Genomic DNA, 25,917 nt, shown 5'->3' with positions numbered 1-25,917 from the left:
ACACAAAGCGGTGCGGCCGATTTGACCGACTTGTGAACTATCCGGCTGGGGTGGCGGGTGGGGACGCGACGGCCGCGCGGCGCTCCCGGCGGCGTCGGATGACACCAGCCGTGCGTCCCGAGGCCACGAGACACACCGTCAGCGCGATGACGCCATGCCCGGCGAAGAGGTATGCGGCCGGGGCGGCAACGAGGTAGGCGAGAAGATCGCAGACGAGATCGGCCGTGCTCGACGCGCTCCGGTCCTCGTCGGCGGTCAGTCGGCGGGACTCGCGGTCGACGCTGAGCAGAGCGAGCAGGGCGGCGGCGTTCACCCCGGAGTAGATGACCACCGCGATCCCGCCGGTGCTCCCGTGCTGGCCGAGCAGGGCGGCCGCGAACGGCATGGCGGTGATGGTGAACAGCAGGGCGATAGTTCGGCCGACGAGTGCCGGCGTAGAGGTGACGACATGACGCATCTCCCGGTGATGACGCACCCAGTACTTCGCGATCAGATAGAAGCTCAATGCGAAGGCGACGTAGCTCGGCCACTGTTCCCCGATCGCCCGTGTCAGCTCGGCCGAGGTGACGTCCGGTGGGAGATCGGGGACCTTCAGATCGATGGCCAACAGCGTCATGGCGATGGCGAAGACCGCATCGGTGAGCGCGAACAGACGTAGGGCCGCACGCTCGTCGGCCGGTGTCGACTTCTCGGTCACCGGCGAAGCCTACCGAGACGAACGGGCGCCGCACCTCGTGTGGAGGTACGGCGCCCGGTCGAGCGATGGCGACGTCAGTCGGCGGTGCGCTTGTTGTAGGCGCGCAGGGCGAACGGCGCGATGATGACGGTGAGTGCCACCGCCCAGATGATCGTCGAGAGCACCGGGTGGTGCAGCGGCAGTTGTGCGCCGGGCGCCGCGGCCGGCCCGTTGCCCCAGAGTTCGCGCATGGCCTGGACGAGCGACGAGATCGGGTTCCACTCGGCGATCACCCGCAGCCAGGTGGGCATCGGACCGGTCGGTACGAAGGTGTTGGCCAGGAAGGTCACCGGGAACAGTGCGGTGAACATGACGCCGTTGACCGCCTCGACCGACCGCATCAGCGAACCGACGAGGATGCCGAACCAGATCATCGCGAAGCCGAACAGCAGGATCAGCAGGAACGCGAGGACGGCGTCGAGCACACCGTTGCGGATGCGCCACCCGATCAGCAGCCCGGTCACCGCCATCACCGCGATACCGATCGACGAGTGCAAGAGACTGGCGATACTGCGGCCGATCAGAACCGAGGATCGTGCGATGGGGAGCGAGCGGAACCGGTCGATGATGCCCTTGTCGAGGTCGGACGTGATGCCCGCGGCGACGATGAACGCCGAGAAGACGATCGTCTGGCCCATGATGCCGGGCAGCAGGAACTCGCGGTAGGAGACGCCGCCGGTGTCGGTGATCGAGGCGCCGAACACGAATGCGAACAGCAGGACGAACATGATCGGTTGGACCGTGACGTCGGACAGCATCTCCGGCTGTCGCTTGGTGTGGATCAGGTTGCGCTTGACCATGATCCACGACTGCTGCGCGAGATTGGTCGAGCTGATGTCGGGTCGGGTCGACGGTGTGGTCGGTGCCGCTGCGGTGGTGGTCATGCCGAGGTCTCCAGGGTGTCGGTGTCGGAATCGTCTTCGGTGCGATGACCCGTGAGGGACAGGAACACGTCGTCGAGGCTGGGGCGCGAGAGGCCGATGTCATCGACCTCGATGCCGCTCTCGGTGAACCACCCGATGATGCGGTTCATGTCGGCCAGGCCGTCGGCGGGTGCGGTCAGGCGGCGGGCGCCGAGGTCGACGAACACCTCGCCCCCGGTCTTGCGGAGCAACGCCTCGGCCGGGGCGATGTCGTCGGCATGCGAGACGGTCAGCACCAGGCTGGCCTTGCCCGCCTGCTCCTTGAGCTGCAGCGGCGAGCCCTGGGCGATGATCGTCCCCTTGTCGATGACGACGATGTTGTCGGCGAGTTGATCGGCCTCTTCGAGGTACTGCGTGGTCAGCAGCAACGTGGTTCCCTGCTTCACCAGACCGCGTAGGACGTCCCACAGCTCGGATCGGCTGCGCGGATCGAGCCCGGTGGTCGGCTCGTCGAGGAACAGGACCGGGGGAGCGGCGAGCAGACTGACCGCGAGGTCGATCCGGCGGCGCATGCCCCCGGAGTACGACTTCACGGTGCGGTCGGCGGCGTCGGTCAGGGAGAACTGTTCGAGCAGCTCGCCGCTGATCTTCTTGAGCTGCTTGCGGGAGATCCCGTACAGCCCGCCGATCATCGCGATGTTCTCGCGGCCGGTGAGCAGCTCGTCGACCGTCGCGGCCTGCCCCGTGAGCCCCATGCTGCGTCGGACCATGTCCGGGTTCTCGCGGACGTCGTAGCCGGCGACGCGCGCGGTACCGCTGGTGGGCGGGGTGAGAGTGGTCATCATGCGGACGGTGGTGGTCTTGCCGGCGCCGTTGGGGCCGAGGAGCCCCAGGACCGAGCCCTGCGGGACGGTGAAGCTCACCCCGTCGACCGCGGTGTTGTCGTCGAACTTCTTGACCAGATCGATGGCTTCGATCGCGGGGGCGGAACCGGGTGCGGACATGCCGCCAAACCTAGCGGCAGAGTCGGACATCTGGCCATCGTTTTTCGGCGCTGTGGCGCCGAGGTCGGAGCGGTCTGTGGTGGATGCTGGCATCGTGCTCTCCTCGAGGATGCGGGTGTGCAGATACCGACCACGCCGGCGCGCGGAACTCATCGGTCTGCTCCCACTCATCGCTCCGGACCCGCGGAATCCGACGCTCGCGGGCCCAAAGCCGGTTACGGTACCGTAGGTTTCGTGAAGGTGACGGTGGAGAACGCAGACAAGGTTTACGACTTCTACACCGATCATCAGCAGCCGCGGATAAAGGCGACGTTCGCGTACTTCGCACTCGCGGCCAAGTTTCGTCCGCGGGTGTCGTTCGACGACACCGCGCGGTCGGAGATCAAGCAACTCGTCGACGAGCAGGTCAGACTGATCATCTGCATCAATCATCTGTCCAGCAAGGACCAGTACATCGCCGCCGCCACGGTGGCGCGCTCGCCGATCCGACGGCTGATCGGCCGCATCAGGGTGTTGGCGAAGAACGATCTGTTCGACGATCCCAAGCAAAAAGCGAACCTCGACATGATGGGCTGCATCCCGGTCTTCCGCGCCCGCGACAATCATCCCGAGACCGCGGCGGCGGCCAGTCGCCGCATGATCGCGGTGTGTGTCGAACGCGGCGTCCGCGGCGACAGCATCGCGATCTTCCCCGAGGGGACCCGCAACGACGTCGACCCGTCGACGCTGCTGCCGATCGCGTCGGGGGTCGGTCAGATCGCCGTGGGTATCGCTGCGCAGGCGCGGGTCGCCATCCTGCCGATGGCGATCGCATACCGCGACGGCACCCGCGTCGGCGCCGACGTCGTGCTCGGGCGCCCGCGCGAGGTCAGCGCGGGCGAGACAGTCGCCGACGTGACCGATGCCCTGCGCGGTCACCTGCAGCACGCCGTTGATCTCGCCTGGGCTCGCTCGCCGCGCTGATCGAGACGGCCGCGTCGCGCGGTTACCGGTGCAGCCCAGGGCTGCTCGGTCACTCGGGAAGCAGAGCCTGGGCCGTTTCGACGAACTCGTACACCAGCGGTGTGCGTCTGTCGATCGGACAGGCGAGGGCCACGCGGTTCGGTCCGAGGTCGTCGACCGCGAGTGCCACCACACCCCGCCGCGTGTAGAAGCCGGCGGTGGAGGCGGGGAGTACCGCGATACCCGTGCCGTCGGCCACGAGTTCGAGTTTCTCCTCCACGCTGTGAATTGCGGGGACGGAGGGCCGCGAGCCGGTTCGGATCTCGACCGCCACGTCTCGCCACTCGGGTACAGCGTCGGGATCCTGCAGGAGATGGTCGTTTGCCAGCTCGGCGATGCACACGGACTCCCGCTGCGCCAGTGGATGGTTCGTCGCAACCATCGCAAGTCTCGGCTCGGTGAACAGAGGGTGGAGTTCGAGACCGGTCTGGTCGATCGGCAGTCGTACGATGCTGACGTCGGCGCGACCGTCGTGCAGGACCTCCACCTGGTTGTCCCACCCCGTCCGCAGTAGTCGGGCGCTCAGGTCCGGATGCTTGGCGCGCATGGCCTTGACCACCGAGGTCAGCGTTATGCCCGGCATGAAACCGATGGTGAAGGTGACGCCACCGTCGGTGGCCGCCTGCACCCGGCGGGTGAGTGCCTCGGCGGACATCAGCAGAGGGCGCGCGTCGTCGAGGAGCTGCTGACCGGCCGGTGTGAGCGTGGTCCCACGACGATCGCGGTCGAACAGCGGTACACGCAACTCGTCCTCGAGCGCCCGTATCTGCCGGGACAGCACCGGCTGCGCGATGTGCAGACGGTCGGCAGCGCGGCCGAAATGCAATTCATCGGCCACTGCGACGAAATAGCGGAGCTTACGCAGATCGACGTCCATCGCTCACCTCATCCCCTTCCTCCGGCGTCATTGTCTCAACTGCGGGCGAACTCTCCCAGCGGATCGCCGTGCGTGGGCGCCCAACCCAGATCCGACTTGGCCCTGGCTGAGGTGAGTTGCTGGTCGAGGACGAAGGCGTCGGCAACCGGTCCCATGTCGGCGCGGGCCTGGTCGAGGGAGATCGAGGTGGTCTTGTTAGTGAGTCCGGCTCCCCGCGCACAGGCTTCGACGACCTCCCTCGCGGTGGGGCTGACGTCGCCGACGCCGATGTACACCGAACCCGCTGTGGCCGACAGTGCTGCGACGTAGAGCCGAGCCAGATCGTCGACGTGGATCAACGCCCAGTGGTTGCCCCCGTCGCCGATGTAGGGGAGAGCGTCGACGTCCCTGCCCGGTCGGATGAAGAACTCCTCGATCAGTCGGTTGTCGCCGCCGTAGAGCAAACCGGGTTGGATGATCACCGGCCGTCCACCCGCCGAGGCACGCGCGAGCACCGCGTCCTCCACCGGCCGCCGCCAGGCGACCAGACCCGGCGGGTTCCATGGGGCGTTCTCGTCGACCACGCCGTCGGTGTTCCCGTAGACCCAGCTCCCGCCGGTGTGGATGTAGACCCCTGCGCCGATCCCGTCCTGCATCGCCGTCGCGGCAGCCAGATCCTCGTCTCCGCCCGACGCCTGAGCGAGGTGGATGACCGCCTCGGCGCGTGCGGCGGCCTGATTGAGGACGTCGAGGTCGCCGAGACCGCCCCGAACCGCGGTGGCGCCGACAGCCTGGACCGCGGTGTCGGCGCGCTCGCTCCGGGCCAGCGCCTCCACGCTGTGGTCCTGCCGGACGAGCTCGCTGATGATCGACTGTCCGATGTACCCGGACCCTCCGGTGAGAAAGATCTTCATGTCAATTCCTTTCCATCGCAATTGGTTCCACTTCACCGTGCCGCGATGTCGCGCCGACGTCCAATACCTGCTCGGTCGCCTGTGATGCCCGCTGGGCATGGGCGGGATGTGGGGCCAGTCGTCGAGCACTATGTGTACTGTGAGTACAGTACGTTCAGGTTGACGAGAGGAAGACCATGAAGGTGTGGATGGTGACCGGTGCTTCACGAGGATTCGGCCTCGAGATCGTGCGGCAAGCCCTGGATGGTGGTGATGCTGTTGTCGCGTGTGCGCGGCGCCCGGAGGAGATCACCGAACGCATCGATGTCACCGGGTCTGCCGATCGGTTGATGACCGCAGCGGTCGATGTGACCGATAAGGCCCAGGTCGAGGCGGCCGTGGAGTCGGCAATCGAACGATTCGGACGAATCGATGTGGTGGTCAACAACGCCGGGCGTGGCATGGTCGGTGCGGTGGAGGAGGTGTCGGACAGCGAGACCCGTGCGTTGTTTGAGGTCAACGTCTTCGGGGTGTTGGCGGTGACTCGTGCGGTTCTGCCGGTGCTCCGCCGACAGCGTTCAGGGCACCTGATCATGATGAGTTCGATGGGAGGTTTCAGTCAGCCCGGCGCCGGCTGGGGCATCTACGGGGCGTCGAAGTTCGCGGTCGAGGGCCTCGGTGAGGCGTTGCGTAACGAGTTGTCACCGTTGGGAATCGCGGTCACGCTCGTCGAACCGGGCGTGTTCCGCACCGACTTCCTCGACGGGAGTTCATTGGACACGGCGCGCGCGATCATCGCCGACTACGCCGACACCTCGGGACGCACCAGAGAGGGCGCGGTCGCGCGCAACCGAACTCAGCAGGGCGACCCCATCAAAGCGGCGGCCGCGATCGTCGACGTGGCAGGGCGTCCGGACCCTCCGTTGCGTCTTCCCCTGGGCGCTGATGCGGTGGCGGGGATGGAGGCCAAGATGACCGCCGTCTCGGCGGATCTGGATGCCACCCGTGCCATCGCGACGGCCACCGCATTCGCATGAGTGGCGCACCACAGCCGTCGTCGCGGCTCGACCGCCCACGGTCGCGGCGGGTGCACGAAGCGGTACTCGAGGCAACGGCCGAACTCCTCGCCGCGGGAGGGTTGGCAGCGGCGACAACAGATGCCGTCAGCGCGCAGTCGGGAGCCAGCAAGACGACGCTGTACAAGCACTGGCCCAACAGGCTGACGCTCGCGGTCGAGGCATTCGCTCACCACATGACCGACACCGTCACGCCCCCTGATACCGGTAGCACGGAAGGTGATCTGCGCGCCCACATGCGTATGGTCGCCGAGTTCTACGCGACCGCGCAGGGCCGCATCTATGCTGAGTTGCTCGCAGCCGCCGTCACCGATCCGGTGGCCGGAGATCTGTTGCGTACCCGCTTTCTCGACCACCGCCGTGAGGTGGTTCTCGCGACGTGGCAACGGGGCATCGATCGCGGTGAGGTCGACCCCGCATTGGACTTCCAGGCCGTGAACGATGTCCTGTTCGGTCCCATCATCTTTCGTCTGGTCTCGGGGCATGCACCCCTGAATCGCGCCGAGGCCGACCTGCTCGCCGACGTGGCCCTGCGCGGCGTGCTGATCAGCTGATGCTCACGACTGCCTGATCGGTGCAGTTCAGCCGTCGAGTTCCACCGCGCTCTCGAGGAAGACCTGGGCCACCGGAGACTGTTCGCCGGGTCGGTGCATCAGGGTGAGCGGATAGTCCAGCGGCGGTCGCAATTCGATCGCTCGGATCTGCGAATCATTGTGCGGCACGGACTTCTTCGTGACGATCGCCGCCCCGACACCCGCGGCCACGAGACCGTGGATCGAGGCGAGGGGCGCGTTGGTGACGACTGCGCGTGGCCGCGCACCGGCGCGCCGCAGACGGGCCATCGCGTGGGTCGAGGAGGTGCCGGGTCGGCCCGCCACGTAGGGGAATTCGCCGAGCCAGCGCAGCTCGTGGTCGTCGGTGACGATGCGCCCCTTGTGGATCCACGCAGAGGGGATGATCAAGGTGAGTTCGTGTCTGCCGATGTGTACCCCGGCGAGATCGGGCGGTGTGGCCAGGCGCGGCACCAGGGCAAGCTCGCAACGACCGGCCCGCAGCGACTCGACCGCCTCGGTCGACGACTGCACCCGCTCGATGTCGACCGTGAGGTGCGGGCGTCCGCGCAGCGCGGCGGCGATCAGCTCGGGTAGAGGGGAGCCGGCCGCACCCGGCGGCGCCGCGATCGTGATCGTTCCCGCCCGACCACCGGCGGCATCGGCCGCGACAGACGACACGAGGTCGAGATCGGTGACCACGCGTCGAGCCGCACGAAGCAGATCCCGACCGACTTCGGTGGGTTCCAGACGCGAGCCCTGACGGCGGAAGACCGTGAGCTGCGTCTGTTCCTCGAACCGCGCGAGGGCCCGCGAGAGCGCGGACGGACTGAGCCCGAGCTCCTGCGCCGCCGCGCTCATCGTTCCTGCGTCTGCGATCGCCACGCACTGGCGAAGCAGTCGGGAGGAGATCTCCATCGGGTCCCATCGGTGGTCGTCGGACATCAACGATCACAATTGTGCCGTGAACGTGACGACATCGATGCTCGAGTGCCTGGTTGCCATCGCCGACGAACAGGGGCTCGGCAACGCGGCTCGCGCACTCGGGGTCAGCCAGCCGACGGTGTCGAGCGCTCTGAAGAACCTCGAGGCCGAACTGGGGATCACCCTGTTCCATCGCACCGGCAACGCGCTCGTTCTGACCCCCGAGGGTGCCGCAGTGCTGCCGCCCGCGCGGCAGGCGGTTCTGGATCACCGGGTCGTCGAACGCCTGATTGAGGGGTTGCGGGAGGGGCGATCCGGGCCGATGACGTTGGCGGTCACCGTCGGGGTCTCCTACGGACTGGTGATGCCTGACCTCGCCCTGTCGTTCGCCGCTTCACGCCCCGAGGCGCGCATCGACGTCGTGCCGATCACCGATCCCGCAGAGGCGATCGACGCCCTGCGGGCCGGGACGATCGAGACCGCGATCGTCCTCGACGCCGACGCCCCCGACGATCTGGAGAGCGAATGGCTGTTCGATCAGGTGCTGGTGTTGGCGTTGCCGCCCGCCCTCGGACACATCGAGAGCTTCGAGGAGTTGGTGGCCGCCGGTCCCCTCCGGATGGCGACCAGCGCGCGCACGGTCGGCGGCGACGAGGCCTTCGTGGCACTGCAGTCGGTCCACGTACAGCCCGTGATCGTCCTCAGCGGGATACCGCTGGTCGCCCTGCCCGGTCTGGTGACCGGTGGCGTCGGCGCCGCGGTGATGACCGAGCCGATGTCGCGGTCGGTGGTGGCCGCGGGCGGACGAGCGTTGCCGCTGCAACCGGCGATGGTCGCGCGCGCAACGCTGGTCTATTCGGCCGTCTACATCCCGCCCCTGCTCGCGTCGTTCCTCGAACAGCTTCACGGTGACGACGTCGAGGCCGTGCGTCGTTCGGGACCCGTATGACACTGCTGTGCGTTTTGGCTATGGCCACTTGCATCTTCGACTAACGCGGTGGGCGTGGCCGGGTGGGCGCCTTTAGCGTCGGGAAAGACCGCGACTCCCGACCTTGAGGACGATCATGAGCACGCTCGCCGCACCGCCGACCACCGATCCGATTCCCGATCTGCGCGCCGCCGTCGAAGGTGTCGTCGCCGGCCCGGGCGAGCCGGGGTACGACAGGGCGGTCCCGTGGAGACTGGATGTCGAGGTCAGCCCGAGTGCGGTGGTGCTCGCCACCTCCGGTGATGACGTGAGCGCCACCATGCGAGTTGCTGCTGCGCACGGACTCACCGTCGCGGTCGCCTCGACCGGTCACGGGGCCCTGCCGATCGATGAGTCGTCGATCCTCGTGCACACCGCATCCCTCACCGGCTGCGTGATCGATCCCGAGACCCGTACTGCCCGTGTGGGAGCCGGTGTGCGGTGGCAGCAGGTGATCGACCTGGCCGCGGTGCACGGTCTGGCACCGGTCGTCGGATCGGCACCGGATGTCGGTGTGATCGGCTTCCTCACCGGCGCGGGCGTGGGTCCCCTCGTCCGGTCGGTCGGGCTGGCCTGCGACCGGGTCCGGTCGTTCGACCTGGTGACCGGTACCGGCGAGCAGCTGCACGTCACCCCGGCCGCCCGGCCGGATCTGTTCGCCGGACTGTGTGGTGGCAAGGGCACCTTGGGCATCGTGACGTCGGTGGAGATCGACCTCCTCCCGATCGCCGAGATATACGGCGGTGCGTTGTATTTCGATGGATCCGACTCCGCGGCGGTTCTGCGCGCCTGGCGCAGGTGGACCGCTGATCTCTCCGACGACGTCACCACCTCCATCGCCTTCCTGCAGTTGCCGCAGGCACCGGATGTGCCGCCACCACTGGCGGGGAGATTCACCGTCGCAGTCCGATATGCCTCGGTGGGCGATCCAGACGCCGCAGAGGCCGAGCTCGGTCCGATGCGGGCCGTGGCCACCCCTGTCGTCGACACGATCGGGGTGATGCCCTACCGCGACATCGGCGCGGTCCATTCCGATCCGGTCGACCCGATGCCCGCTCACGAGCGGCACACGTTGCTCTCGGAACTGACAGTCGACGCAGTCGAGACGATGATCGAGGTGGCCGGTGCCGGCTCCGGCTCGCCGCAGGCGATCGTCGAACTCCGTTTGCTCGGAGGGGAGATGGCGCGCGGGGGCGCCGCAGACGCCTTCTGTCACCGTGGCGCGGCCTACTCGCTTCTCACGATCGGTGTGTTGGTCCCCCCGGTCGCCGATGCGATTCCCGCACACGCGGCGCGGGTGATCGAGGCGATGGCCCCGTGGTCGACAGGTGGTGAGTTCCCCAACTTCTCGCCCGCGGCGGATCCCGATTCTCTCGCCCGCTGCTACGACGAAGAGACCAGGGCGTGGCTGGCTGCGTTGGCCGAGGAGCACGACCCGAACGGTGTTCTCCGCGTCGGGCATGTGGTCAGGACTCCGCGGGTGTGAGCGTCTCGGGCCGCGCGCGGTGACACTGTGCGTTTTGGCTATGGCCGGTTGCACCTTCGTCTAACCAGGTGGCCGAGCCGACACGGCGGACATAACGTCGAAAGTGATTGACGGGGGCGGTATTCGATCGTTCCGAACATGAGTAGGGGAGTCGACGTGGACACAGGACAGCGCGTGTTGCGCGATGCGCACCGCAATCGGGGGACGGCGTTCTCGGCCGAGGAGCGGGGTGCGCTCGGCTTGACCGGCCGGCTCCCGGCCGCGGTCGAGACACTCGCGGAGCAGGCCGCGCGAGCCTATGTGCAGCTGTCGGCGCAGCCCGATGACCTGGCGAAGTACGTCTATCTCAACGCGCTGCACGACCGAAACGAGACGCTCTACTTCCGACTGTTGACCGAGCACCTGTCCGAATTGCTCCCCATCGTCTACGACCCGACCATCGGCGACGCCATCGAGCACTGGAGCACCGAATATCGCAGGTCTCGTGCCGTGTATCTGTCGGTCGACCGCATCGAGGACGTCCGGACTGCCTTCGAGACACTGGAACTCGGCCCCGACGACGTGGACCTGATCGTCTGTTCCGACGCCGAGGAGATCCTCGGTATCGGGGACTGGGGGGTCAACGGCACCGACATCGCGGTGGGCAAGCTCGCGATCTACACCGCTGCCGCCGGCATCGACCCCAACCGCGTGATCGCGGTGAATCTCGACGTGGGCACCGACAATCAGAAGCTGCTCGACGATCCCGCCTACCTCGGCAACCGGCATCCCCGCGTTCGCGGCGAACGGTACGACGAGCTCATCACCACCTATCTGGACGTCGCGACCGAGCTGTTCCCGAATGCGCTACTGCACTTCGAGGACTTCGGCCCGAGCAACGCCCGGCGCATCCTGGTCGAGCACGGTGACGACCACCGGATCTTCAACGACGACATGCAGGGGACCGGCGCGATCGTGATGGCCGCGGTGATCTCGGGACTGAAGGTCACCGGATCATCGTTCTCCGATCAACGTCTCGTCGTGTTCGGCGCGGGTACCGCGGGAACCGGTATGGCGGATCAGATCTCGGCGGCGATGGTCCGCGACGGATTGTCCGAGTCGGAGGCGCGCGAACGTGTGTGGTTGATCGACAAGAACGGTCTGGTCACCGACGACATGGACGACCTGCCCGACTATCAGCAGGCCTACGCGCGGCCGACGTCCGAGGTGGACGGGTGGAGCGACGGCCCAATTGATCTGCTGACCACCGTCGAACGGGTCAAGCCCACGATCCTCATCGGGACCTCCACCGTGAGTGGGGCGTTCACGAAAGATGTGGTCCGTGCGCTGTGCGAGGGCGTGGACCGCCCGATCCTGCTGCCGCTGTCCAACCCGACCAGCCGTATCGAGGTCATGCCGCATGACGCCATCACCTGGTCGGACGGTGCAGCGCTCATCGCCACCGGCATCCCGGCCGATCCGGTCGACCACGACGGCGTCACCTACACGATCGGTCAGGGCAACAACGCGCTGCTCTATCCCGGGCTCGGTTTGGGCACGATCGTCGCCGCCGCGTCGCGCGTGACCGATGGGATGTTGCTCGCGGCCGCGAATGCCGTGGCAGGCCAGGTCGACGTCAGCGACCCTGGTGCGTCCCTTCTTCCACCGGTGGACGACCTCCGGGCGTCCTCGGCGATCGTCGCCATTGCGGTGGCCCGGGCCGCCGCCGACGACGGTGTCGCCACCCGTACCCACGACGACCTCGAGGGCGCGGTGCACGCCACGATGTGGACGCCCGACTACCCCGATCTCGACCTCGAGACTGACCGATGAGCGCCGACACCGGTCCCGACATCGTCGACGTCCCCATCGGGATCGACGCCACGGGGACGCGACACGAGACCGACTCCATGGGCGGCATCGACGTGCCCGCCGATCGCTACTGGGGGGCGCAGACGCAACGGTCGCTGGTGCACTTCTCCATCGGCGACGACCGCATGCCCACGGCCGTCTACCAGGCATACGGTCACGTCAAGAAGGCCGCAGCGATCGTGAACGGTCGAGCCGGGCGGCTCGAGGAGTGGCGATGGCGCCTGATCGCGGGGGTGGCCGACGAAGTGATCCACGGACAACTCGACGACAGCTTCCCGCTCTTCGTCTGGCAGACGGGCTCGGGCACGCAGTCGAACATGAACGTCAACGAGGTCATCAGCAATCGGTGTATCCAGCTGGTCGGTGGCGAACTGGGTTCCAAGACGCCGATCCATCCGAACGACCACGTCAACATGGGGCAGTCGAGCAACGACACCTTCCCGACCGCCATGCACATCGCGACGGTCTCGACCATCGTCGATCGGCTGCTCCCCGCGGTCGGCGCGCTACGGGCGGCGGTCGACACCAACGCGCGACGGTGGCGGGACGTGGTGAAGATCGGGCGTACACATCTCGAGGACGCGGTGCCGCTGACGGTGGGTCAGGAGTGGTCCGGGTACAGCGCGCAGATCCACCAGGCGGCAGACCGGGTCGAGTCCGTACTCGTCGGGTTGCACGAGCTGGCGATGGGCGGGACCGCGGTTGGAACGGGGCTCAACGCACCTGCCGGGTTCGGCGACGACGTCGCCGAACAGATCGCGACGCAGACCGGGCAGCCCTACATCTCCGCGGAGAACAAGTTCGCCGCCCAGGGCGGTCTGGACGCGATGGTCGCGGCCAGCGCCGGATTGCGTTCTCTCGCGGTGGCGTTGATGAAGATCGCCAACGACATCCGATGGCTGGCATCGGGGCCGCGCAGCGGTATCGGGGAGCTGAGTCTGCCCGCGAACGAACCGGGCAGCTCGATCATGCCGGGCAAGGTCAACCCCACCCAGTGCGAGGCGATGGTCATGGTCTGCATCCAGGTGCTCGCCGACGACACCGGCGTCGCGTTCGCAGGCACCCAGGGCAACTTCGAACTCAACGCGATGCGGCCGATCATCGTGAACAACGTGCTGCACTCGGCGACCATCCTCGCCGACATGTGCTCGAAATTCACCGAATACTGCGTCAGTGGAATCGAATTGAATCGTGATGTCATCGCCGGATACGTCGACCGGTCGCTGATGCTCGTGACGGCACTGTCGCCGGTCATCGGCTATGAGAAGGCCGCGGCCATCGCCCACCGTGCCGCCGCCGACAACTCCACCCTTCGTACGGCCGCGCTCGCGACCGGATACATCGACGCCGATGACTTCGATCGGATCGTCGACCCCGCAACGATGGTCGGCGCCGACGCCGGCCCGGAACAGGAGTGATCATGTGGTCTCTGAGGAATCGAATTCCGCTCACGGTCCGGCTGGCCGGCCTGGCGCTGTTGGTGATCGTCTCGGTGTTCAATGCGACGTGGTCCGCCGTCGACGGCGATTTCGGTCATGATTTCTGGATCCCGCTGATCCTGCTGGGCTGCTTCATCTACTGGTTCGCCGATGCGATCGTCACGCGCAAGCGTGACAATCGATTGGCGGACGAAGAAGTGTCCGCACACGTGTGAGGGTCGGCTGGCGGCGAGCCCGTACGTCACGCGGGTGCGATCACCGCGTCGATGATCCCGGGGAAGCGGGCGTCGAGATCGTCACGACGGAGACGTTGGAACAGGAACCGGCCGTCGCGGCGTTGCTCGACGATCCCGTTCTCGCGCAGAACCTTCCAGTGATGACTCGCGCTGCTCTTGGTCATGTCCGGCAAGATCTCGGTACAGGTCATCTCGCGCTCGGCTGACGCAAGAGTGCGCACCACGCGCAGACGGATCGGATGGTCGAGCGCAGCGATCACCGATTCGATACGTAGCTCGTCGCGACCGGGATGCCTCAGATCCTCCATGAGCAAAGGGTACGACTTCATTTGAACTGTTGCCGAATCTCCCTTACTGTTCGAATGGATTCGAACCTTTAAAAGAGAGGCGCACCATGACGACCAGCACCCGGACCGACCCCGCCGAATCGATCCAACACCGGCTCGCAGTCACCTTCCATCGGGCATTGACCAGCAAGGACTGGTCTCTTCTCCGAACGATCATGAGTCCGGAAGTGACGTGGGTGCTGCCCGGCGACAACACCATCTCCGGGCCGGCAGTCGGCATCGACGCCGTCATCGAACGCGCGGAGCTCATCGCGAGTTACGGACTGACGTTCACCCTCGAGCACATCCTGCTGAGTCGGGACAACATGGCACTCGCCTTGCACAACACGGCGCAGCGGCCGGATGCCGTTCTGGACGAACATCTCTCGACCGTGTGTCGCGTCGTCGACGATCAGATTGTCGGTGTGGAGACCTACCTGTCCGACGTCGAGGGCATGAACGCATTTTTTGTACCCCGAGCCGGCGGGGCGTGAGCGAACTCGTCGAGAGAACTGATCATCGGCAGAGACTGCCCAACAATGAGGAGGCTGGGACGAGTTGCGGCACCAGTTCCGCGCCGCGTCGGCCGCCTTCGACGTCTACACCACCCGGGCACACGGTCGGCAGTTCCCGATCTTCCGGCTGTCACCGGTCTGACCTGCGTCACGCGCCGATCGACCCGACCCACAGGTCGGGAACGATCTGGTAGCCGTCCCCGGTGCGCCGCACGAGGCTGACACCGGGGAACTCGGTGTGGGCGCCTGCGATACGGAACTCGTCGCGGTCGGCCTCGACGAACAACGTCTTGCGCGCGTGCACTGCGGCGTCGGGATCGACGTCGAAGATGACGGAGGCGTCCGGCCGTGGGCCCTGGACGGCGGGGACGTGCACGATGTCGCCGACGACCAGGATGGAGTCGGAGCCGGTGCCCACCCGGTATCCGCTGTGCCCGGGGGTGTGTCCGATCAAGGGAACGGCGGTGATGCCCGGAACGACGAGCTGCTCGCAGTCGAAGGTGCGCAGCCGATCTCGATAGGGGGCCACCGCCGCAGCGGCGCCCCGCCGGGTGACCGACTCCGCCCAGGGTGGGTCGTCGTCGGACGGCGTCGCGCTGTCTCCCTCGAGCCAGTACTCGACCTCGGCGGCGTGCACGACCAACTCCGCGTTCGGGAAACGAGCCGTGCCGTCCCGGTCGGTCAGGCCGGCGCAGTGGTCGAGATGGAGATGTGTGAGCAACACCGTGCCGACCTCGTCGGCGCCGACACCGATCGACGACAACGCCAACGGCAGATGCCCCATGGTGGGCCCCCACCCGTCTCCCATCCCCGCGTCGATGAGCACCGGCGCGTGGTCTGGGCCCCGGACCACATACATGTTGTGCGAGATCCGGGGCTCGGTCCTCCGGTGGGCGGCACGCTGCAGGCCACCGGCCACGTCGCGGTCGAAGGTGGGGAAGACGAAGAGGTCGGTCTGGAAGTAGCCGTCGCTGACCGAGGTGAACGTCTGACGGCCGACGGGCCAGTGGACTGCGCTGGTGAACGGGATGGGACTGGTGGTTGGCATGCCTCCACGGTATCCGTTAGGAACGTGGTGTTAAATAGAAACCATGACCTCACCAGGTATCCCCCAGGTGGCCGCGGCGCCGGCCTCTATGTCGGCGCTGCAACGGGATTGTCCGGCACGGCTACTCCTCGACCAGATCGCCGACAAGTGGACCGTTCTGGTGATCTGCGTCCTGGACGAGGGGCCGAGCAGATTCAACGAACTACGCCGTCGTGTGGACGGCATCTCGCAGAAGGTGCTGACGAGCACCCTGCGTGGACTCGAACGCAACGGCATGATCGAACGCACCGTCGCGACGAGCGGACCCGTCGCCGTCACCTATCAGCTGACGTCGTTGGGATCCTCCCTGTACGAACCGATGCTCGCCCTCTACGGGTGGACCACCCAGCACATCGAGACGGTGGTCGATGCGCAGGATCGGTTCGACCAGCGGTCACATATCGCGACTCGCTGACGCGAAGGCGGTCGATGCGCCACCATGGACTGGCGAAATCGAATCCCGACGCGGAGGTCTGATGTCCACTTATATCGTCACCGGTGCGACCGGCTTTCTCGGTCGCCGAGTGGTCGCCCGCCTGCTCGAACGCGAGCCCGCGGCGCAGGTGTACGCACTCGTGCGGTCGTCGTCGGTGCCGCGGATCGAACGACTCGCCGCGACGTGGCTCGGTGGTGAGCGCGTCACCCCGCTCGTGGGGGACCTGACGCAGCCCGGACTCGGCCTGGGGGACGACACCCCGGATGCCGACCACATCATCCATCTCGGTGCGGTCTACGACATGACCGCCAGCGCCGCCGAGTCCGAGGCCGCCAACGTCAACGGCACCCGCGCGGTCATCGACCTCGCGCTGCGTCTCGACGCCACCCTGCACCACGTGTCGTCGGTCGCGGTGGCCGGTGACCACGTCGGGAAGTTCACCGAGGACGACTTCGACCTCGGTCAGGGGCTGCCGTCGCCGTACCACGCGACCAAGTTCACCGCGGAGAAGATGGTCCGCGACGCGGAGGGGCTGCGCTGGCGGGTATACCGCCCGGCGATCGTGGTCGGCGACTCGGTGACCGGCGAGATGGACAAGATCGACGGCCCGTACTACTTCTTCACCGCGCTGCGCCTGCTCGGAGCGCTGCCCTCGCTGCTGCCGACGCTGGTCCCCGAGATCGGCAACACCAACGTGGTCCCGGTCGACTACGTCGCCGCGGCGATGGTCGAGCTCGTGCACGGCGACGACCTCGACGGCCGCGCATTCCACCTCGTCAACCCGCGTCCGCAGTCGACGCGCGAGATCTACGGTGCGCTCGCGGCCGCGGCCGGCGCCCCGATGGCCGTCGGCTCGGTACCCGAGGCGATCGCGGGTCCGGCCCTGCGGTTGAGCGAGCTGCCCGGCCTCAAGATCGCGCGCGACCTCGTGCTCGATCAGCTCGGCGTGCCGCCGGTGGTCATCGACCACCTGACCTTCCCGTCGGTCTTCACCTCCACGGAGACGCAGAAGGCGTTGGCGGGCAGCGGTTTGTCGGTGCCCGAGTTCACCGACTACGCCGACGTGCTGTGGGAGTACTGGTACGACAACCTCGACCCGAACCGCGCGCGGCGCCCCAGTCCCGCGGGTGAGCTGGCCGGTCGTCGGGTGATGATCACCGGCGGATCGTCGGGCATCGGACTGGCCACCGCGCACAAGGCCGCCAAGCGCGGCGCACGCGTGATCCTGGTGGCGCGTGGCGTCGAGGACCTCGAGACCGCGGTGGCCGAGATCCGCGCGGAGGGCGGCGACGCACACGGGTACCCGTGCGACATCACCGACACCGAGTCGGTGGAGACGATGGTGAAAACCGTTCTGGACGAACATGATCACGTCGACTACCTGGTCAACAACGCCGGTCGATCGATCCGACGCGGTGTGGTGCGGTCCACCGACCGGATGCACGACTACGAGCGCACCATGTCGGTGAACTACTTCGGTGCCGTGCGCCTGGTGCTGGCATTGTTGCCGAGCATGCGGGAACGACGATTCGGCCACGTCGTCAACATCTCGTCGATCGGTGTGCAGACCAAGGTCCCGCGGTTCTCGGCCTACGTGGCGAGCAAGGCCGCGCTCGATGCGTTCAGCGACGTCATCGCCTCCGAGGTCCACGACGACGGCATCACCTTCACCTCGATCAAGATGCCGCTCGTCCGGACGCCGATGATCGCACCGACCACGATCTACCAGTCGATGCCGACGTCGTCGCCGGATGACGCCGCGGAGATGGTGATCCGGGCGATGGAGAAGCGTCCGGTGCGCATCGACACCCCGGTCGGCACCATCGCTGAGTTCACCGGGCTGTTCGCGCCGAGGTTCAAGAACGCTCTACTCCACCAGGCGTACCGGCTGTTCCCGGAATCCATGGCGGCCAAGGGCGAAGCACCCGATCCGGCCACCGAATCCGGGAAGTCGAAGAAGTCGCCGGTCCCGGCGTCGATACAGAACGCAGGACTGCCGAAGTCGGCCAAGCGGATCGCGCGACTGGTGCCCGGCGTCTACTGGTGATCGTCCGCGCGGCGCGTGGCCCGGACGACCACGTCGTGCAGTGTTCCTGAGTGCGCGTGGCCACCGCCGGTGTTCCGGGTGCGATCAGCGGCCGTCTCGATCCGCCAGATCGCCGCGTCGAGACGACTCGTGATGCCGTCGAGCGTCGCGGTGGCCTCGTGTGGCGGGTGACCCGCCTCGTCATGTGAGCCGTGGTCGTGGTCGCCACTGCGGTGGCCGACGATCAGGATGGTGCCGCCGGGCGCGACCCACTGCGCCAGTCGGAGATAGAAATCCAGCTGTGGGATCGCCGGATGGGCATAGTTGGTCATCACCAGATCCCAGCGCTGCGACGGCTCCCATGCGCTCGCGTCGGCCTCGATCCACTCGATCTTCTCCGACACCGCAGCGGCGTGCGCTCGGTCGGCCGCCGCCTCCAACGCGGTCGCTGAGATGTCGACGCCGGTCACCTTCCAGCCCTGACCGGCGAGCCAGATGGCCTCCGAGCCGACGCCGCACCCGGCGTCGAGCGCTGTTCCCGGGGTCAGGTCACGCGTCTCGTCGACGACGTACGGATTCGGAGGTGGGACGCGGGACCCTGCGGTGGGCAGCGGGGATTCGCGCCAGTGGGTTTCCCAATACGTCTGATCGAAGTCATGCACACCACCGAGCGTGCCGCCACTGACCCTCGGAGGCAACTCTCTTTGCCAAAACGGCAACTCCGGTTCAGAGCGTCAGGTCGGCGGAGGCCACGCGCTCCAGGTGGGCCGCGACGCTGTCGTCGAGATGGCCGGTCACCGCCACGGCACTCAGGCTTACCAGCCCCGACTTGACCGCCGCGGTGTCGGTGCCCTCCTCGGCGGGCGGGCCGGGGGCGAAGGTGAGTGCGAACTCGCCGTCGCCCTCGCCCTCGCTGTAGCCCATGCGGCCCATCGGGAGTCGGTCGGGTTGTGTCGCAGCGAGTTCCGGCGTCCGCTCATGTCCGGGAGCAGGGACGTTGACGTTGAGGACGGTTCCCTCGTGGACGAGGTCGGCGGGGGTGCCCCACTCGAAAAGAGCCACTGTGACACGCGTGGTCGTGTCGAAGTCGGCGAGTTCCGCGGCGTGGTCCCACGCGAGGTCGGTGGAGACCGCGATGGCCGGGACCCCGAAACTGGTGGCGCAGACGGCTGCGCCGACCGTGCCCGAGAAGTGCACCGCCTGACCGGCGTTCGCGCCCGCGTTGGCGCCGGAGACGACGATGTCGGGTGGCGTCTCGGACAGGACGTGCGACAGACCGAAGATCACCGAGTCCGCAGGCGAACCGGACACGGCCCAGACGTTGTCGTGCCCGTCGGGCCGCATGACGGTCAGCTTGCCGGTGGCGCCGATACGGGCACTCGCGCCGCTCTGGTTCTCGGCCGGCGCGATGGTGAACACCTCATGGCCCGCGGCGCGCAACCCAGCCTCCAGGGCGCGGATACCGGGGGCGGCCCACCCGTCGTCGTTGGTCAGCAGGATCCGCAGGCTCATGGTCCCCGACGCTAGCCGACGCCCACGCCGTGCTGCCGTCCTGTCAGCACGAGACGTGGCAACCGTGACGCCGCGAGTTCGCACGTGCGGATACGATGTCCGCAAAGAACCGCAGATGCGACGACAACGAGGTGTGATGACCCAGATCAGGATCCGCCGGGCGGCTGAACTGCTCGGGGTCAGCGACGACACCGTGCGGCGCTGGGTGGCGAGCGGCGATTTGAGCGGGAGTACCGACACGTCCGGTCGCGCCGTCGTCGACGGCGCGGAGCTGGCCGAACTCGCCCGCGGGCGGGCACCCGAACCGGCCGCCGACGGCACCGGCGTGGAGAGCTCGGCCCGCAATCGGTTCGTCGGTCTGGTGACCGCGGTCCGCTCCGACACGGTCATGTCGCAGGTGACCATGCAGTGCGGCCCCTTCGAGGTCACGTCGTTGATGAGCACCGACGCCGTCGGTGATCTGGATCTGCGGGTCGGTGTTGTCGCCGCTGCGGTCGTCAAGGCCACCACCGTCATCGTCGAACGACCGGACACATCCACGAAAGAGGAACAGTGACACTGTCATTCACCACACGACCGCTCATCCGGATCGCCGCCCTGGCGGGTGTCGCGGCCGTTGGATTCGCTCTGACCGCCGGGTGTTCGTCGGACTCCGAGAACGCCGCCGGTCCGGTCGCGTCCGGATCCGCGGGCGGGAGTTCGTCGGCGGCGTCGTCGACGACGCTGTCGGTGTTCGCGGCGGCGTCGCTGAAGAAGGGCTTCACCGAGATCGCCGACGACTACATGAAGGCGCATCCCGAGGTCACCGTGAAGCTGAACTTCGACGGGTCGTCGTCGCTGGTCACCCAGATCAAGCAGGGCGCGACCGCCGACGTGATCGCCACCGCCGACCAGAAGACCATGACGAGCCTCGGCGATCAGGCCGTCGACCCGCAGATCTTCGCGAAGAACGTGTTGACGATCATCACCGCGCCGGGCAATCCCAAGAAGGTCACCTCGGTGGCCGACCTCGCGAAGCCGGGTGTCACCACGGTGCTGTGCGCGGTCGCGGTCCCGTGCGGCAACGCCGCCGCCCAGGTGGAGCGCATCGCCGGCGTCGACATCACACCCGCCAGCGAGGAGACGTCCGTGACCGGTGTGGTGTCCAAGGTGACCTCGGGCCAGGCCGACGCCGGTCTCGTCTACACCTCCGACGCCAAGGCGGCGGGGTCGAAGGTGGCAACGGTGAACGATCCCGCGTTCGCGGCGGTCGTCAACTCGTACCCGATCGCGACCGTGAAGGACTCGAAGAACGCCGGGGCCGCGGCGACGTTCATCCAGGAGGTGCTGGGCACGACCGGGACCGGCGTGCTCCGGGATCTGGGGTTCGGCGCGAAGTGATGCCCCCGCATTGACGTCACAGTCGGGTCTTCGACCAGTTCCGGCGTGGCTCTACGTGCCCGCCGTCCTCGGGTTCGCGCTCATCATTCTCCCGCCGATCGCGCTGGCGCAGCGCATGCCGTGGGACGACTTCTGGGGCTCGATCACCTCCGAGGCGTCCCTGCAGGCGCTCGGGTTGAGTCTGCGCACCGCCGGCGCCAGCACACTCGCCTGCATCGTCATCGGCGTCCCGATGGCGACCATCTTCGCCCGCAGCGACGGAATGGTGTTGCGCATCATCAGGTCCGCGGTGTTGCTGCCGCTGGTCCTCCCACCCGTGGTCGGCGGTATCGCGCTGCTGTACGCGTTCGGGCGCAAGGGCCTCATCGGTGAGCACCTCACCGTCTGGGGCATCGACATCGCCTTCTCGACCACCGCCGTGGTCCTCGCCCAGACCTTCGTCGCGCTGCCCTTCCTGATCATCAGTGTCGAAGGGGCCCTACGGGTCTCGGGGTCGTCGTATGAGCAGGTCGCGGCCACCCTCGGCGCCGGACCGACCCGCACCCTGCTCACGGTGACCCTGCCGCTGGTCTTCCCCGCGGTGCTGTCCGGGGTGGTGCTGGCGTTCGCGCGGGCCATGGGTGAGTTCGGAGCGACGATCACGTTCGCGGGGAACTCGCCCGGCGTGACGCAGACCGCGCCGCTCAAGATCTACGTCGACGAGATCAGCGATCCGCAGCAGGCCCTGCCGCTGGCGCTCGTGCTGGTGGTCCTCGCGCTGATCGTGGTCGTAGCAGTCCACCTGCGGCGTCCCGGACAACGGCGAACGGCCGTCGTGTGAGCACGGGTCTGAGCGCGTCTCTGCAGCTGGGCACGCCTGCCGTCGACGTCGACTTCGAGGTACCCGCGGGGGCCACGGTCGCGGTCCTCGGCCCCAACGGGGCGGGTAAGAGCAGTGTCCTGAACCTGCTGGCCGGACTGCTGCGGCCAGATCGTGCGACGGTGCGTGTCGGCGACCGGGTCCTGGTGGACGACACGACCTTCGTCGCCCCACACCGACGCTCGGTGGCGTTGCTGTCGCAACAGGCCCGACTGTTCCCGCACATGACCGTTCGTCAGAACATCGCGTTCGCGCCGTCGTCCGCCCGCCTCGGTCGCGCCGAGGTGCGCAGCCGGACGCAGGACTGGATGAGAGCGGTCGGCGTCGTGGACCTGGCCGACCGCAAACCGACGCAACTGTCCGGCGGTCAGGCGCAGCGGGTCGCGGTGGCACGGGCCCTCGCGGCCGACCCCGATGTGTTGTTGCTCGACGAGCCGTTCGCCGCACTCGATGTCGATGTCGCCGCGCGATTGCGGACACTGATCGGGGAGGTACTCGCCGACCGCGGACGCATCACCCTGTTCGTCACCCACGACATCGTCGACGCGGTCAGCCTCGCCGACACCGCGTTCGTGATGGCCGGGGGCCGGATCGTCGACCGCGGACCGGTGCGCGACGTGCTCGCGAACCCGGTCAACGACTTCGCCGCGCGGCTGGCCGGTCTCAACCTCGTCGGCGGGCTGTGGCGGTCGGATCACGTTGCGGGCGAGGGCATCGCCGTGATCGGGGAACCGGTCGACGGGGTCCGGCCCGGTGCATCCGTCCTCGCGGCCTTCGCGCCGCGCTCGGTCGCGGTCTACCGCGAACGGCCGCACGGCAGTCCGCGCAACGTGTTCGCGGGCACGGTGGCCCAGGTGGTCCCGCACGGCGATCGGGCGCTGGCCCGAGTCGAGTGTGCGACGAACACCATCGCCGCCGAACTGACGTGGGCCGCGGTTGCCGACCTCGGGCTGACCGCGGGTACGCCTGTACATCTCGCGATCAAGGCCTCCGAGGTGACCGTCTACCCCACTGCGACCCGAGAGGTCAGCTCGGGTTGACGACGTCGAGGACCTGCTTGCAGATGCCGTTGCCGTAGACCTCGTGTTCGACGACCCTCAGGTGCGTGGTGTCCTTGTCGGCCTGACTGAACAATCGTCTGCCTGCGCCCAGCAGCACCGGGAAGACCAGCAGGTGGTATCGGTCGACGAGGTCGGCGTCGGCCAGGGCCGCACCGAGAGTTGCGCTGCCCTGCACCAGGATCGGTCCGCCGTCGGCCTGCTTGAGAGCTGCGACCTCGTCCACCGACCTCAGGATCGTCGCGGGCCACCGCTCATCGTCGGAATCGAGGCTGGTCGAGACCACGTAGCGGGGGAGGGTGTTCATGTGCGCGAACTCCTCCATCGTCGGCCATACGGGGGCGAACACCTCGTAGGAGGTGCGGCCGAACAGCAGGGCACCGGCTTCCTGCTGCTCGCGACCCTTGATCTCGTACGCCGCGGGGTCGAACTCGATGTCGGTGAACGTCCACCCCGAGTTGCGGTAGCCGGGTTCTCCACCAGGAGCCTCCATGACACCGTCGAGTGAGACGAATGCGGTGACGATCAGTTGGCGCATGACTTTTCCTCCGAGGCTTGCTGTGGTGCGGTCAGCGATACAGACCGGACCCGACCCGGGAACTCATCGCGCCCGGCACGCCGTCGTCAGCTGTCGGGTACGTGATCGCGGTCGTACTCGATCACTCGGGCCTTGAGGTGGCGGTACCCGCGGACGCTCAGCGAGCCGATCGACTTGAAGAAGAAGCGGTCGTCGTCGACGACATCGGCGAACTCCGCGTCGCACAGGGATGTCCCGGGACGAGCGGAGCCGGTGAGTCTCGCGGCGATGTTGACCGGTTCGCCGAACACGTCGCCGAAGCGCGTGAGGACCCGCCCGTAGGCGAGCCCGACCCGCAGGGCGGGGATCTCCTCGCGCTCGGACAGTGTGTGCAGCTCGAGTGCGATCTGCGTCGCCTCGAGTGCGTCGTCGACGGTGAACATCACCGCGTCGCCCAGCGTCTTGACGATCTGACCGCCGTGGGTCGTGATGATGTCGCTGGCCCGCCCCTCGAATGACTCGAGCAGTGCGGTGAGTTCGTTCATCCCGATCTTGCGGGACAGGCTGGTGTAGCCGACGATGTCGCAGAACCCGACCGCCAGTTCGTGTCCCTCTCCGCCGCCGGCGTCGGCGATGCGGCCGGCGTCGAGTCCGCGCAACGCCGACGCGAGATGCCGCCGCCAGATGAGTGTCTGGACGCGGCCCATGGCGAGGGCCATCTGCGCCAGGCTGACGTCGACGTCGGGGTCCTTGTCGAGCTCGTCGAGCCGGAAGGCCTGCCAGTCGGCGAGTCGTGACATGGTCTGACCGATCGCCCTCGCCGCCGCGAGTGCCGACCCCTCCGGCGACGCGCGGTAGGCCGCGATGACCAGCCCCATGGCCGAGAGGTCGTCCTCGGTGAAGATGGCCTCGTCGCGGGCGTCGTGTGCGAAACCGAAGGCTCGCCATATCTCGTCGGCGAACGCACCGTCGATGTCGAGTTCGTCGACGGCCTGGTCGCGGGTGAACACGCGGGGACCACCGAGGAGCACCTCCTCGACGTGGGCGAGGCGATCGTCGGGCCCGTTGCTGTCCGAGGTTGTCGAATCGGGTTCCGTCACAGTCCCAGAACGCCTTTCATGAGGTACGCGAGCTGCCCCGGAAGGGCGGGTCGCTCTCTGCCCCGACGCATCCGCACCGTGTCGTTGGCGATGGACAACGCCGCGTGCACGGTGATCGCCGCCTCGGCCCGGGGGAGTCCGGGCTCGATCTCGGTGACCAGCGCGATCCAGCGTGCCACGTAATGGTGCTGCGCGGCGAGCAGATCGCGCGCATCCAGATTGCGCAGTACCGCGCCGTTGTTGAAGGCCACAGAAAGATCCGGTGTGCTTGTGAGGACGGCGACGTAGGACTCGGCCAGTGCGGCCAACAACTGCCTCGGTGAGGTGGTCACCGCGCCGGCGGCCATCGCGCCGGCCTCGAGTCTGGCGGCACTGCGCCGGCCGATACTGGTCAGGATCGCGATCTTGCTGGGGAAGTGTTTGTAGACACTCGGCCCGGTGATCCCCACGGCCTCACCGATCTCGTCGACCCCGACGTTGCCGAAGCCCTTGCGCTGGAACAGCTCCGACGATGCGTCGAGGATCTCCTCGCGCCGCCCGACGGCCTCGCCGGCGGGCATGGTCACCGCGGTGAGCTCCGGTGCGGTGGCCGGGCGCAGGGCGATCGCCCGACCGACGAGTGTCCGCAGCTGAGCCCGGGCCCGAGTGGCCGGGATGCGCGTCGTGTGCACCGACAGGCTGCCGGTGATGCTGAGCACCGCCCACGCAAGTTGTCGGATCTCCCACGGGCTCAAGTCGTCTCGGCCGAGGAACAGGGCCTGCGCCCAGCGCTCGAGCACCACCGTCGTGCGCGCGGCGACCTCGCTGTTCTGCTCGTCGGAGAGGAACGCGCCGTTCCACCGCCACAGCACCGCGGCCTCCGGACGGCGGATGCCGAGGTTGCAGATCGCGTCGACGAGGACGTCGAGCCGACGTGGGTCGTCGGCCGCGTACCGCTGCGTCGAGGTCAGTGCGCGGTCGGTGCACGTCTCCAGATCGTCCACACCGGTCAGCACGGCGGCGGTCAACAGCGCCTGCTTGTCGTCGAAGTGCCGGTAGAGCGACGGCCCGGTCACGCCGGCCGCCCGCGCGATCTCCGCCACCGACACCTGGGGGTAGCCGCGCTCGAGGAACAGCTGCGCCGCCCGATCGATCAGCTGGCGCTTGCGATCGGCCGGTCGGCGGCTCGTCGAGAGGGCCGGGGGCTCTGGGGTGGCGGACATGGTGAACAGACACTA

General features: G+C 67.6%; 28 protein-coding genes. 15 read left to right on the top strand and 13 right to left on the bottom strand.

Annotated features, from left to right (window positions below; genetic code table 11):
• Positions 1-37: 37 nt before the first annotated feature.
• The 3 genes from IEV93_RS03990 to IEV93_RS03980 all read right to left on the bottom strand — a co-directional run bounded on the left by IEV93_RS03990 (position 38) and on the right by IEV93_RS03980 (position 2,603).
• Positions 38-697: a TMEM175 family protein gene (locus IEV93_RS03990; protein ID WP_188487113.1), complete on the bottom strand. Its 660-nt coding sequence runs from the start codon at positions 695-697 to the stop codon at positions 38-40.
• A 74-nt stretch (positions 698-771) separates the two neighbouring features.
• Positions 772-1,620 carry an ABC transporter permease gene (locus tag IEV93_RS03985; RefSeq protein WP_188487111.1) on the bottom strand — a complete coding sequence of 283 codons (849 nt, stop codon included), beginning with the start codon at positions 1,618-1,620 and terminating at the stop codon, positions 772-774.
• On the bottom strand, positions 1,617-2,603 hold the full coding sequence (locus tag IEV93_RS03980; RefSeq protein WP_229704876.1) for an ATP-binding cassette domain-containing protein: 987 nt from the start codon (positions 2,601-2,603) through the stop codon (positions 1,617-1,619). The genes IEV93_RS03985 and IEV93_RS03980 overlap by 4 nt, the downstream gene beginning before the upstream one ends.
• 234 nt (positions 2,604-2,837) lie before the next feature.
• Here IEV93_RS03980 and IEV93_RS03975 point away from each other — a divergent pair, with 234 nt between their 5' ends.
• Positions 2,838-3,566: a lysophospholipid acyltransferase family protein gene (locus IEV93_RS03975; protein ID WP_188487107.1), complete on the top strand. Its 729-nt coding sequence runs from the start codon at positions 2,838-2,840 to the stop codon at positions 3,564-3,566.
• Between the two features lie 49 nt (positions 3,567-3,615).
• Here the strand turns inward: IEV93_RS03975 and IEV93_RS03970 are convergent, their stop codons facing one another.
• Together IEV93_RS03970 and IEV93_RS03965 are read right to left on the bottom strand one after the other, a co-directional pair.
• Positions 3,616-4,482, bottom strand: coding sequence for a LysR family transcriptional regulator (locus IEV93_RS03970; RefSeq protein ID WP_188487105.1), 867 nt, complete (start codon positions 4,480-4,482; stop codon positions 3,616-3,618).
• Between the two features lie 35 nt (positions 4,483-4,517).
• A complete protein-coding gene (locus IEV93_RS03965; RefSeq protein WP_188487103.1) occupies positions 4,518-5,375 on the bottom strand; it encodes an NAD-dependent epimerase/dehydratase family protein in 858 nt (285 codons plus the stop codon).
• A gap of 188 nt (positions 5,376-5,563) precedes the next feature.
• Between IEV93_RS03965 and IEV93_RS03960 the strand changes: the two genes are divergently transcribed.
• Complete coding sequence (locus IEV93_RS03960) at positions 5,564-6,391, top strand: SDR family NAD(P)-dependent oxidoreductase (protein ID WP_229705119.1); 828 nt, start codon at positions 5,564-5,566, stop codon at positions 6,389-6,391.
• Positions 6,388-6,984, top strand: coding sequence for a TetR-like C-terminal domain-containing protein (locus IEV93_RS03955; RefSeq protein WP_188487099.1), 597 nt, complete (start codon positions 6,388-6,390; stop codon positions 6,982-6,984). The genes IEV93_RS03960 and IEV93_RS03955 overlap by 4 nt, the downstream gene beginning before the upstream one ends.
• 27 nt (positions 6,985-7,011) lie before the next feature.
• Here the strand turns inward: IEV93_RS03955 and IEV93_RS03950 are convergent, their stop codons facing one another.
• Complete coding sequence (locus tag IEV93_RS03950) at positions 7,012-7,926, bottom strand: LysR family transcriptional regulator (protein ID WP_188487097.1); 915 nt, start codon at positions 7,924-7,926, stop codon at positions 7,012-7,014.
• A 19-nt stretch (positions 7,927-7,945) separates the two neighbouring features.
• Here IEV93_RS03950 and IEV93_RS03945 point away from each other — a divergent pair, with 19 nt between their 5' ends.
• From IEV93_RS03945 to IEV93_RS03925, 5 genes are all read left to right on the top strand, one after another.
• Complete coding sequence (locus IEV93_RS03945) at positions 7,946-8,854, top strand: LysR family transcriptional regulator (protein ID WP_188487095.1); 909 nt, start codon at positions 7,946-7,948, stop codon at positions 8,852-8,854.
• A 115-nt stretch (positions 8,855-8,969) separates the two neighbouring features.
• The gene (locus tag IEV93_RS03940; RefSeq protein ID WP_188487093.1) at positions 8,970-10,358 is read left to right on the top strand and encodes an FAD-binding oxidoreductase; all 1,389 of its coding nucleotides are present in this window, start codon (positions 8,970-8,972) and stop codon (positions 10,356-10,358) included.
• Between the two features lie 156 nt (positions 10,359-10,514).
• The gene (locus tag IEV93_RS03935; RefSeq protein WP_229704875.1) at positions 10,515-12,170 is read left to right on the top strand and encodes an NAD-dependent malic enzyme; all 1,656 of its coding nucleotides are present in this window, start codon (positions 10,515-10,517) and stop codon (positions 12,168-12,170) included.
• Entirely contained in the window at positions 12,167-13,627 is a 1,461-nt protein-coding gene (gene fumC, locus IEV93_RS03930) for a class II fumarate hydratase (RefSeq protein WP_188487089.1), read from the top strand. Before IEV93_RS03935 ends, fumC begins: the two co-directional genes overlap by 4 nt.
• A gap of 2 nt (positions 13,628-13,629) precedes the next feature.
• Positions 13,630-13,863 carry a hypothetical protein gene (locus IEV93_RS03925; protein WP_188487087.1) on the top strand — a complete coding sequence of 78 codons (234 nt, stop codon included), beginning with the start codon at positions 13,630-13,632 and terminating at the stop codon, positions 13,861-13,863.
• Positions 13,864-13,889: 26 nt separating this feature from the next.
• Here IEV93_RS03925 and IEV93_RS03920 read toward each other — a convergent pair whose 3' ends face one another.
• Positions 13,890-14,192: an ArsR/SmtB family transcription factor gene (locus IEV93_RS03920; RefSeq protein ID WP_188487085.1), complete on the bottom strand. Its 303-nt coding sequence runs from the start codon at positions 14,190-14,192 to the stop codon at positions 13,890-13,892.
• Positions 14,193-14,278: 86 nt separating this feature from the next.
• Here IEV93_RS03920 and IEV93_RS03915 point away from each other — a divergent pair, with 86 nt between their 5' ends.
• Positions 14,279-14,704, top strand: a complete 426-nt coding sequence (locus IEV93_RS03915) for a nuclear transport factor 2 family protein (RefSeq protein WP_188487083.1) — start codon at positions 14,279-14,281, stop codon at positions 14,702-14,704.
• 169 nt (positions 14,705-14,873) lie between these two features.
• On the opposite strand, the gene IEV93_RS03910 is transcribed toward IEV93_RS03915, so the two are convergent.
• Positions 14,874-15,773 (bottom strand): MBL fold metallo-hydrolase, encoded by a 900-nt coding sequence (locus IEV93_RS03910; RefSeq protein WP_188487081.1) that lies wholly within the window; start codon positions 15,771-15,773, stop codon positions 14,874-14,876.
• A gap of 43 nt (positions 15,774-15,816) precedes the next feature.
• Between IEV93_RS03910 and IEV93_RS03905 the strand changes: the two genes are divergently transcribed.
• A complete protein-coding gene (locus IEV93_RS03905) occupies positions 15,817-16,227 on the top strand; it encodes a winged helix-turn-helix transcriptional regulator (protein ID WP_229704874.1) in 411 nt (136 codons plus the stop codon).
• Positions 16,228-16,288: 61 nt separating this feature from the next.
• Positions 16,289-18,295, top strand: a complete 2,007-nt coding sequence (locus IEV93_RS03900; protein WP_188487079.1) for an SDR family oxidoreductase — start codon at positions 16,289-16,291, stop codon at positions 18,293-18,295.
• Here the strand turns inward: IEV93_RS03900 and IEV93_RS03895 are convergent.
• Together IEV93_RS03895 and surE are read right to left on the bottom strand one after the other, a co-directional pair.
• Positions 18,286-18,936 carry a class I SAM-dependent methyltransferase gene (locus tag IEV93_RS03895; RefSeq protein ID WP_188487077.1) on the bottom strand — a complete coding sequence of 217 codons (651 nt, stop codon included), beginning with the start codon at positions 18,934-18,936 and terminating at the stop codon, positions 18,286-18,288. The genes IEV93_RS03900 and IEV93_RS03895 overlap by 10 nt on opposite strands.
• 64 nt (positions 18,937-19,000) lie before the next feature.
• The gene (gene surE / locus IEV93_RS03890; RefSeq protein WP_188487075.1) at positions 19,001-19,786 is read right to left on the bottom strand and encodes a 5'/3'-nucleotidase SurE; all 786 of its coding nucleotides are present in this window, start codon (positions 19,784-19,786) and stop codon (positions 19,001-19,003) included.
• Between the two features lie 136 nt (positions 19,787-19,922).
• On the opposite strand from surE, the gene IEV93_RS03885 reads away from it, so the two are divergent.
• From IEV93_RS03885 to IEV93_RS03870, 4 genes are read left to right on the top strand one after another with little or no spacing between them, the layout of a single operon-like run.
• Positions 19,923-20,342, top strand: coding sequence for a TOBE domain-containing protein (locus IEV93_RS03885; RefSeq protein WP_188487073.1), 420 nt, complete (start codon positions 19,923-19,925; stop codon positions 20,340-20,342).
• A complete protein-coding gene (gene modA, locus IEV93_RS03880) occupies positions 20,339-21,166 on the top strand; it encodes a molybdate ABC transporter substrate-binding protein (protein WP_229704873.1) in 828 nt (275 codons plus the stop codon). The genes IEV93_RS03885 and modA overlap by 4 nt, the downstream gene beginning before the upstream one ends.
• A gap of 55 nt (positions 21,167-21,221) precedes the next feature.
• Positions 21,222-21,986 (top strand): ABC transporter permease, encoded by a 765-nt coding sequence (locus IEV93_RS03875; RefSeq protein ID WP_229704872.1) that lies wholly within the window; start codon positions 21,222-21,224, stop codon positions 21,984-21,986.
• On the top strand, positions 21,983-23,065 hold the full coding sequence (locus tag IEV93_RS03870) for a sulfate/molybdate ABC transporter ATP-binding protein (RefSeq protein WP_188487071.1): 1,083 nt from the start codon (positions 21,983-21,985) through the stop codon (positions 23,063-23,065). Before IEV93_RS03875 ends, IEV93_RS03870 begins: the two co-directional genes overlap by 4 nt.
• Here IEV93_RS03870 and IEV93_RS03865 read toward each other — a convergent pair.
• The 3 genes from IEV93_RS03865 to IEV93_RS03855 all read right to left on the bottom strand — a co-directional run bounded on the left by IEV93_RS03865 (position 23,052) and on the right by IEV93_RS03855 (position 25,902).
• The gene (locus IEV93_RS03865) at positions 23,052-23,621 is read right to left on the bottom strand and encodes a dihydrofolate reductase family protein (RefSeq protein ID WP_188487068.1); all 570 of its coding nucleotides are present in this window, start codon (positions 23,619-23,621) and stop codon (positions 23,052-23,054) included. The two genes, IEV93_RS03870 and IEV93_RS03865, sit on opposite strands and share 14 nt — an antisense overlap.
• A gap of 86 nt (positions 23,622-23,707) precedes the next feature.
• Positions 23,708-24,700 (bottom strand): adenylate/guanylate cyclase domain-containing protein, encoded by a 993-nt coding sequence (locus tag IEV93_RS03860; RefSeq protein ID WP_229704871.1) that lies wholly within the window; start codon positions 24,698-24,700, stop codon positions 23,708-23,710.
• Entirely contained in the window at positions 24,697-25,902 is a 1,206-nt protein-coding gene (locus IEV93_RS03855) for a TetR/AcrR family transcriptional regulator (protein WP_188487066.1), read from the bottom strand. The genes IEV93_RS03860 and IEV93_RS03855 overlap by 4 nt, the downstream gene beginning before the upstream one ends.
• Between the last annotated feature and the right edge of the window lie 15 nt (positions 25,903-25,917).

Origin of the sequence: Williamsia phyllosphaerae (genome assembly GCF_014635305.1) — a bacterium.
Taxonomy (GTDB): domain Bacteria; phylum Actinomycetota; class Actinomycetes; order Mycobacteriales; family Mycobacteriaceae; genus Williamsia_A; species Williamsia_A phyllosphaerae.
This window is presented reverse-complemented; position numbering and strand designations above follow the sequence as displayed.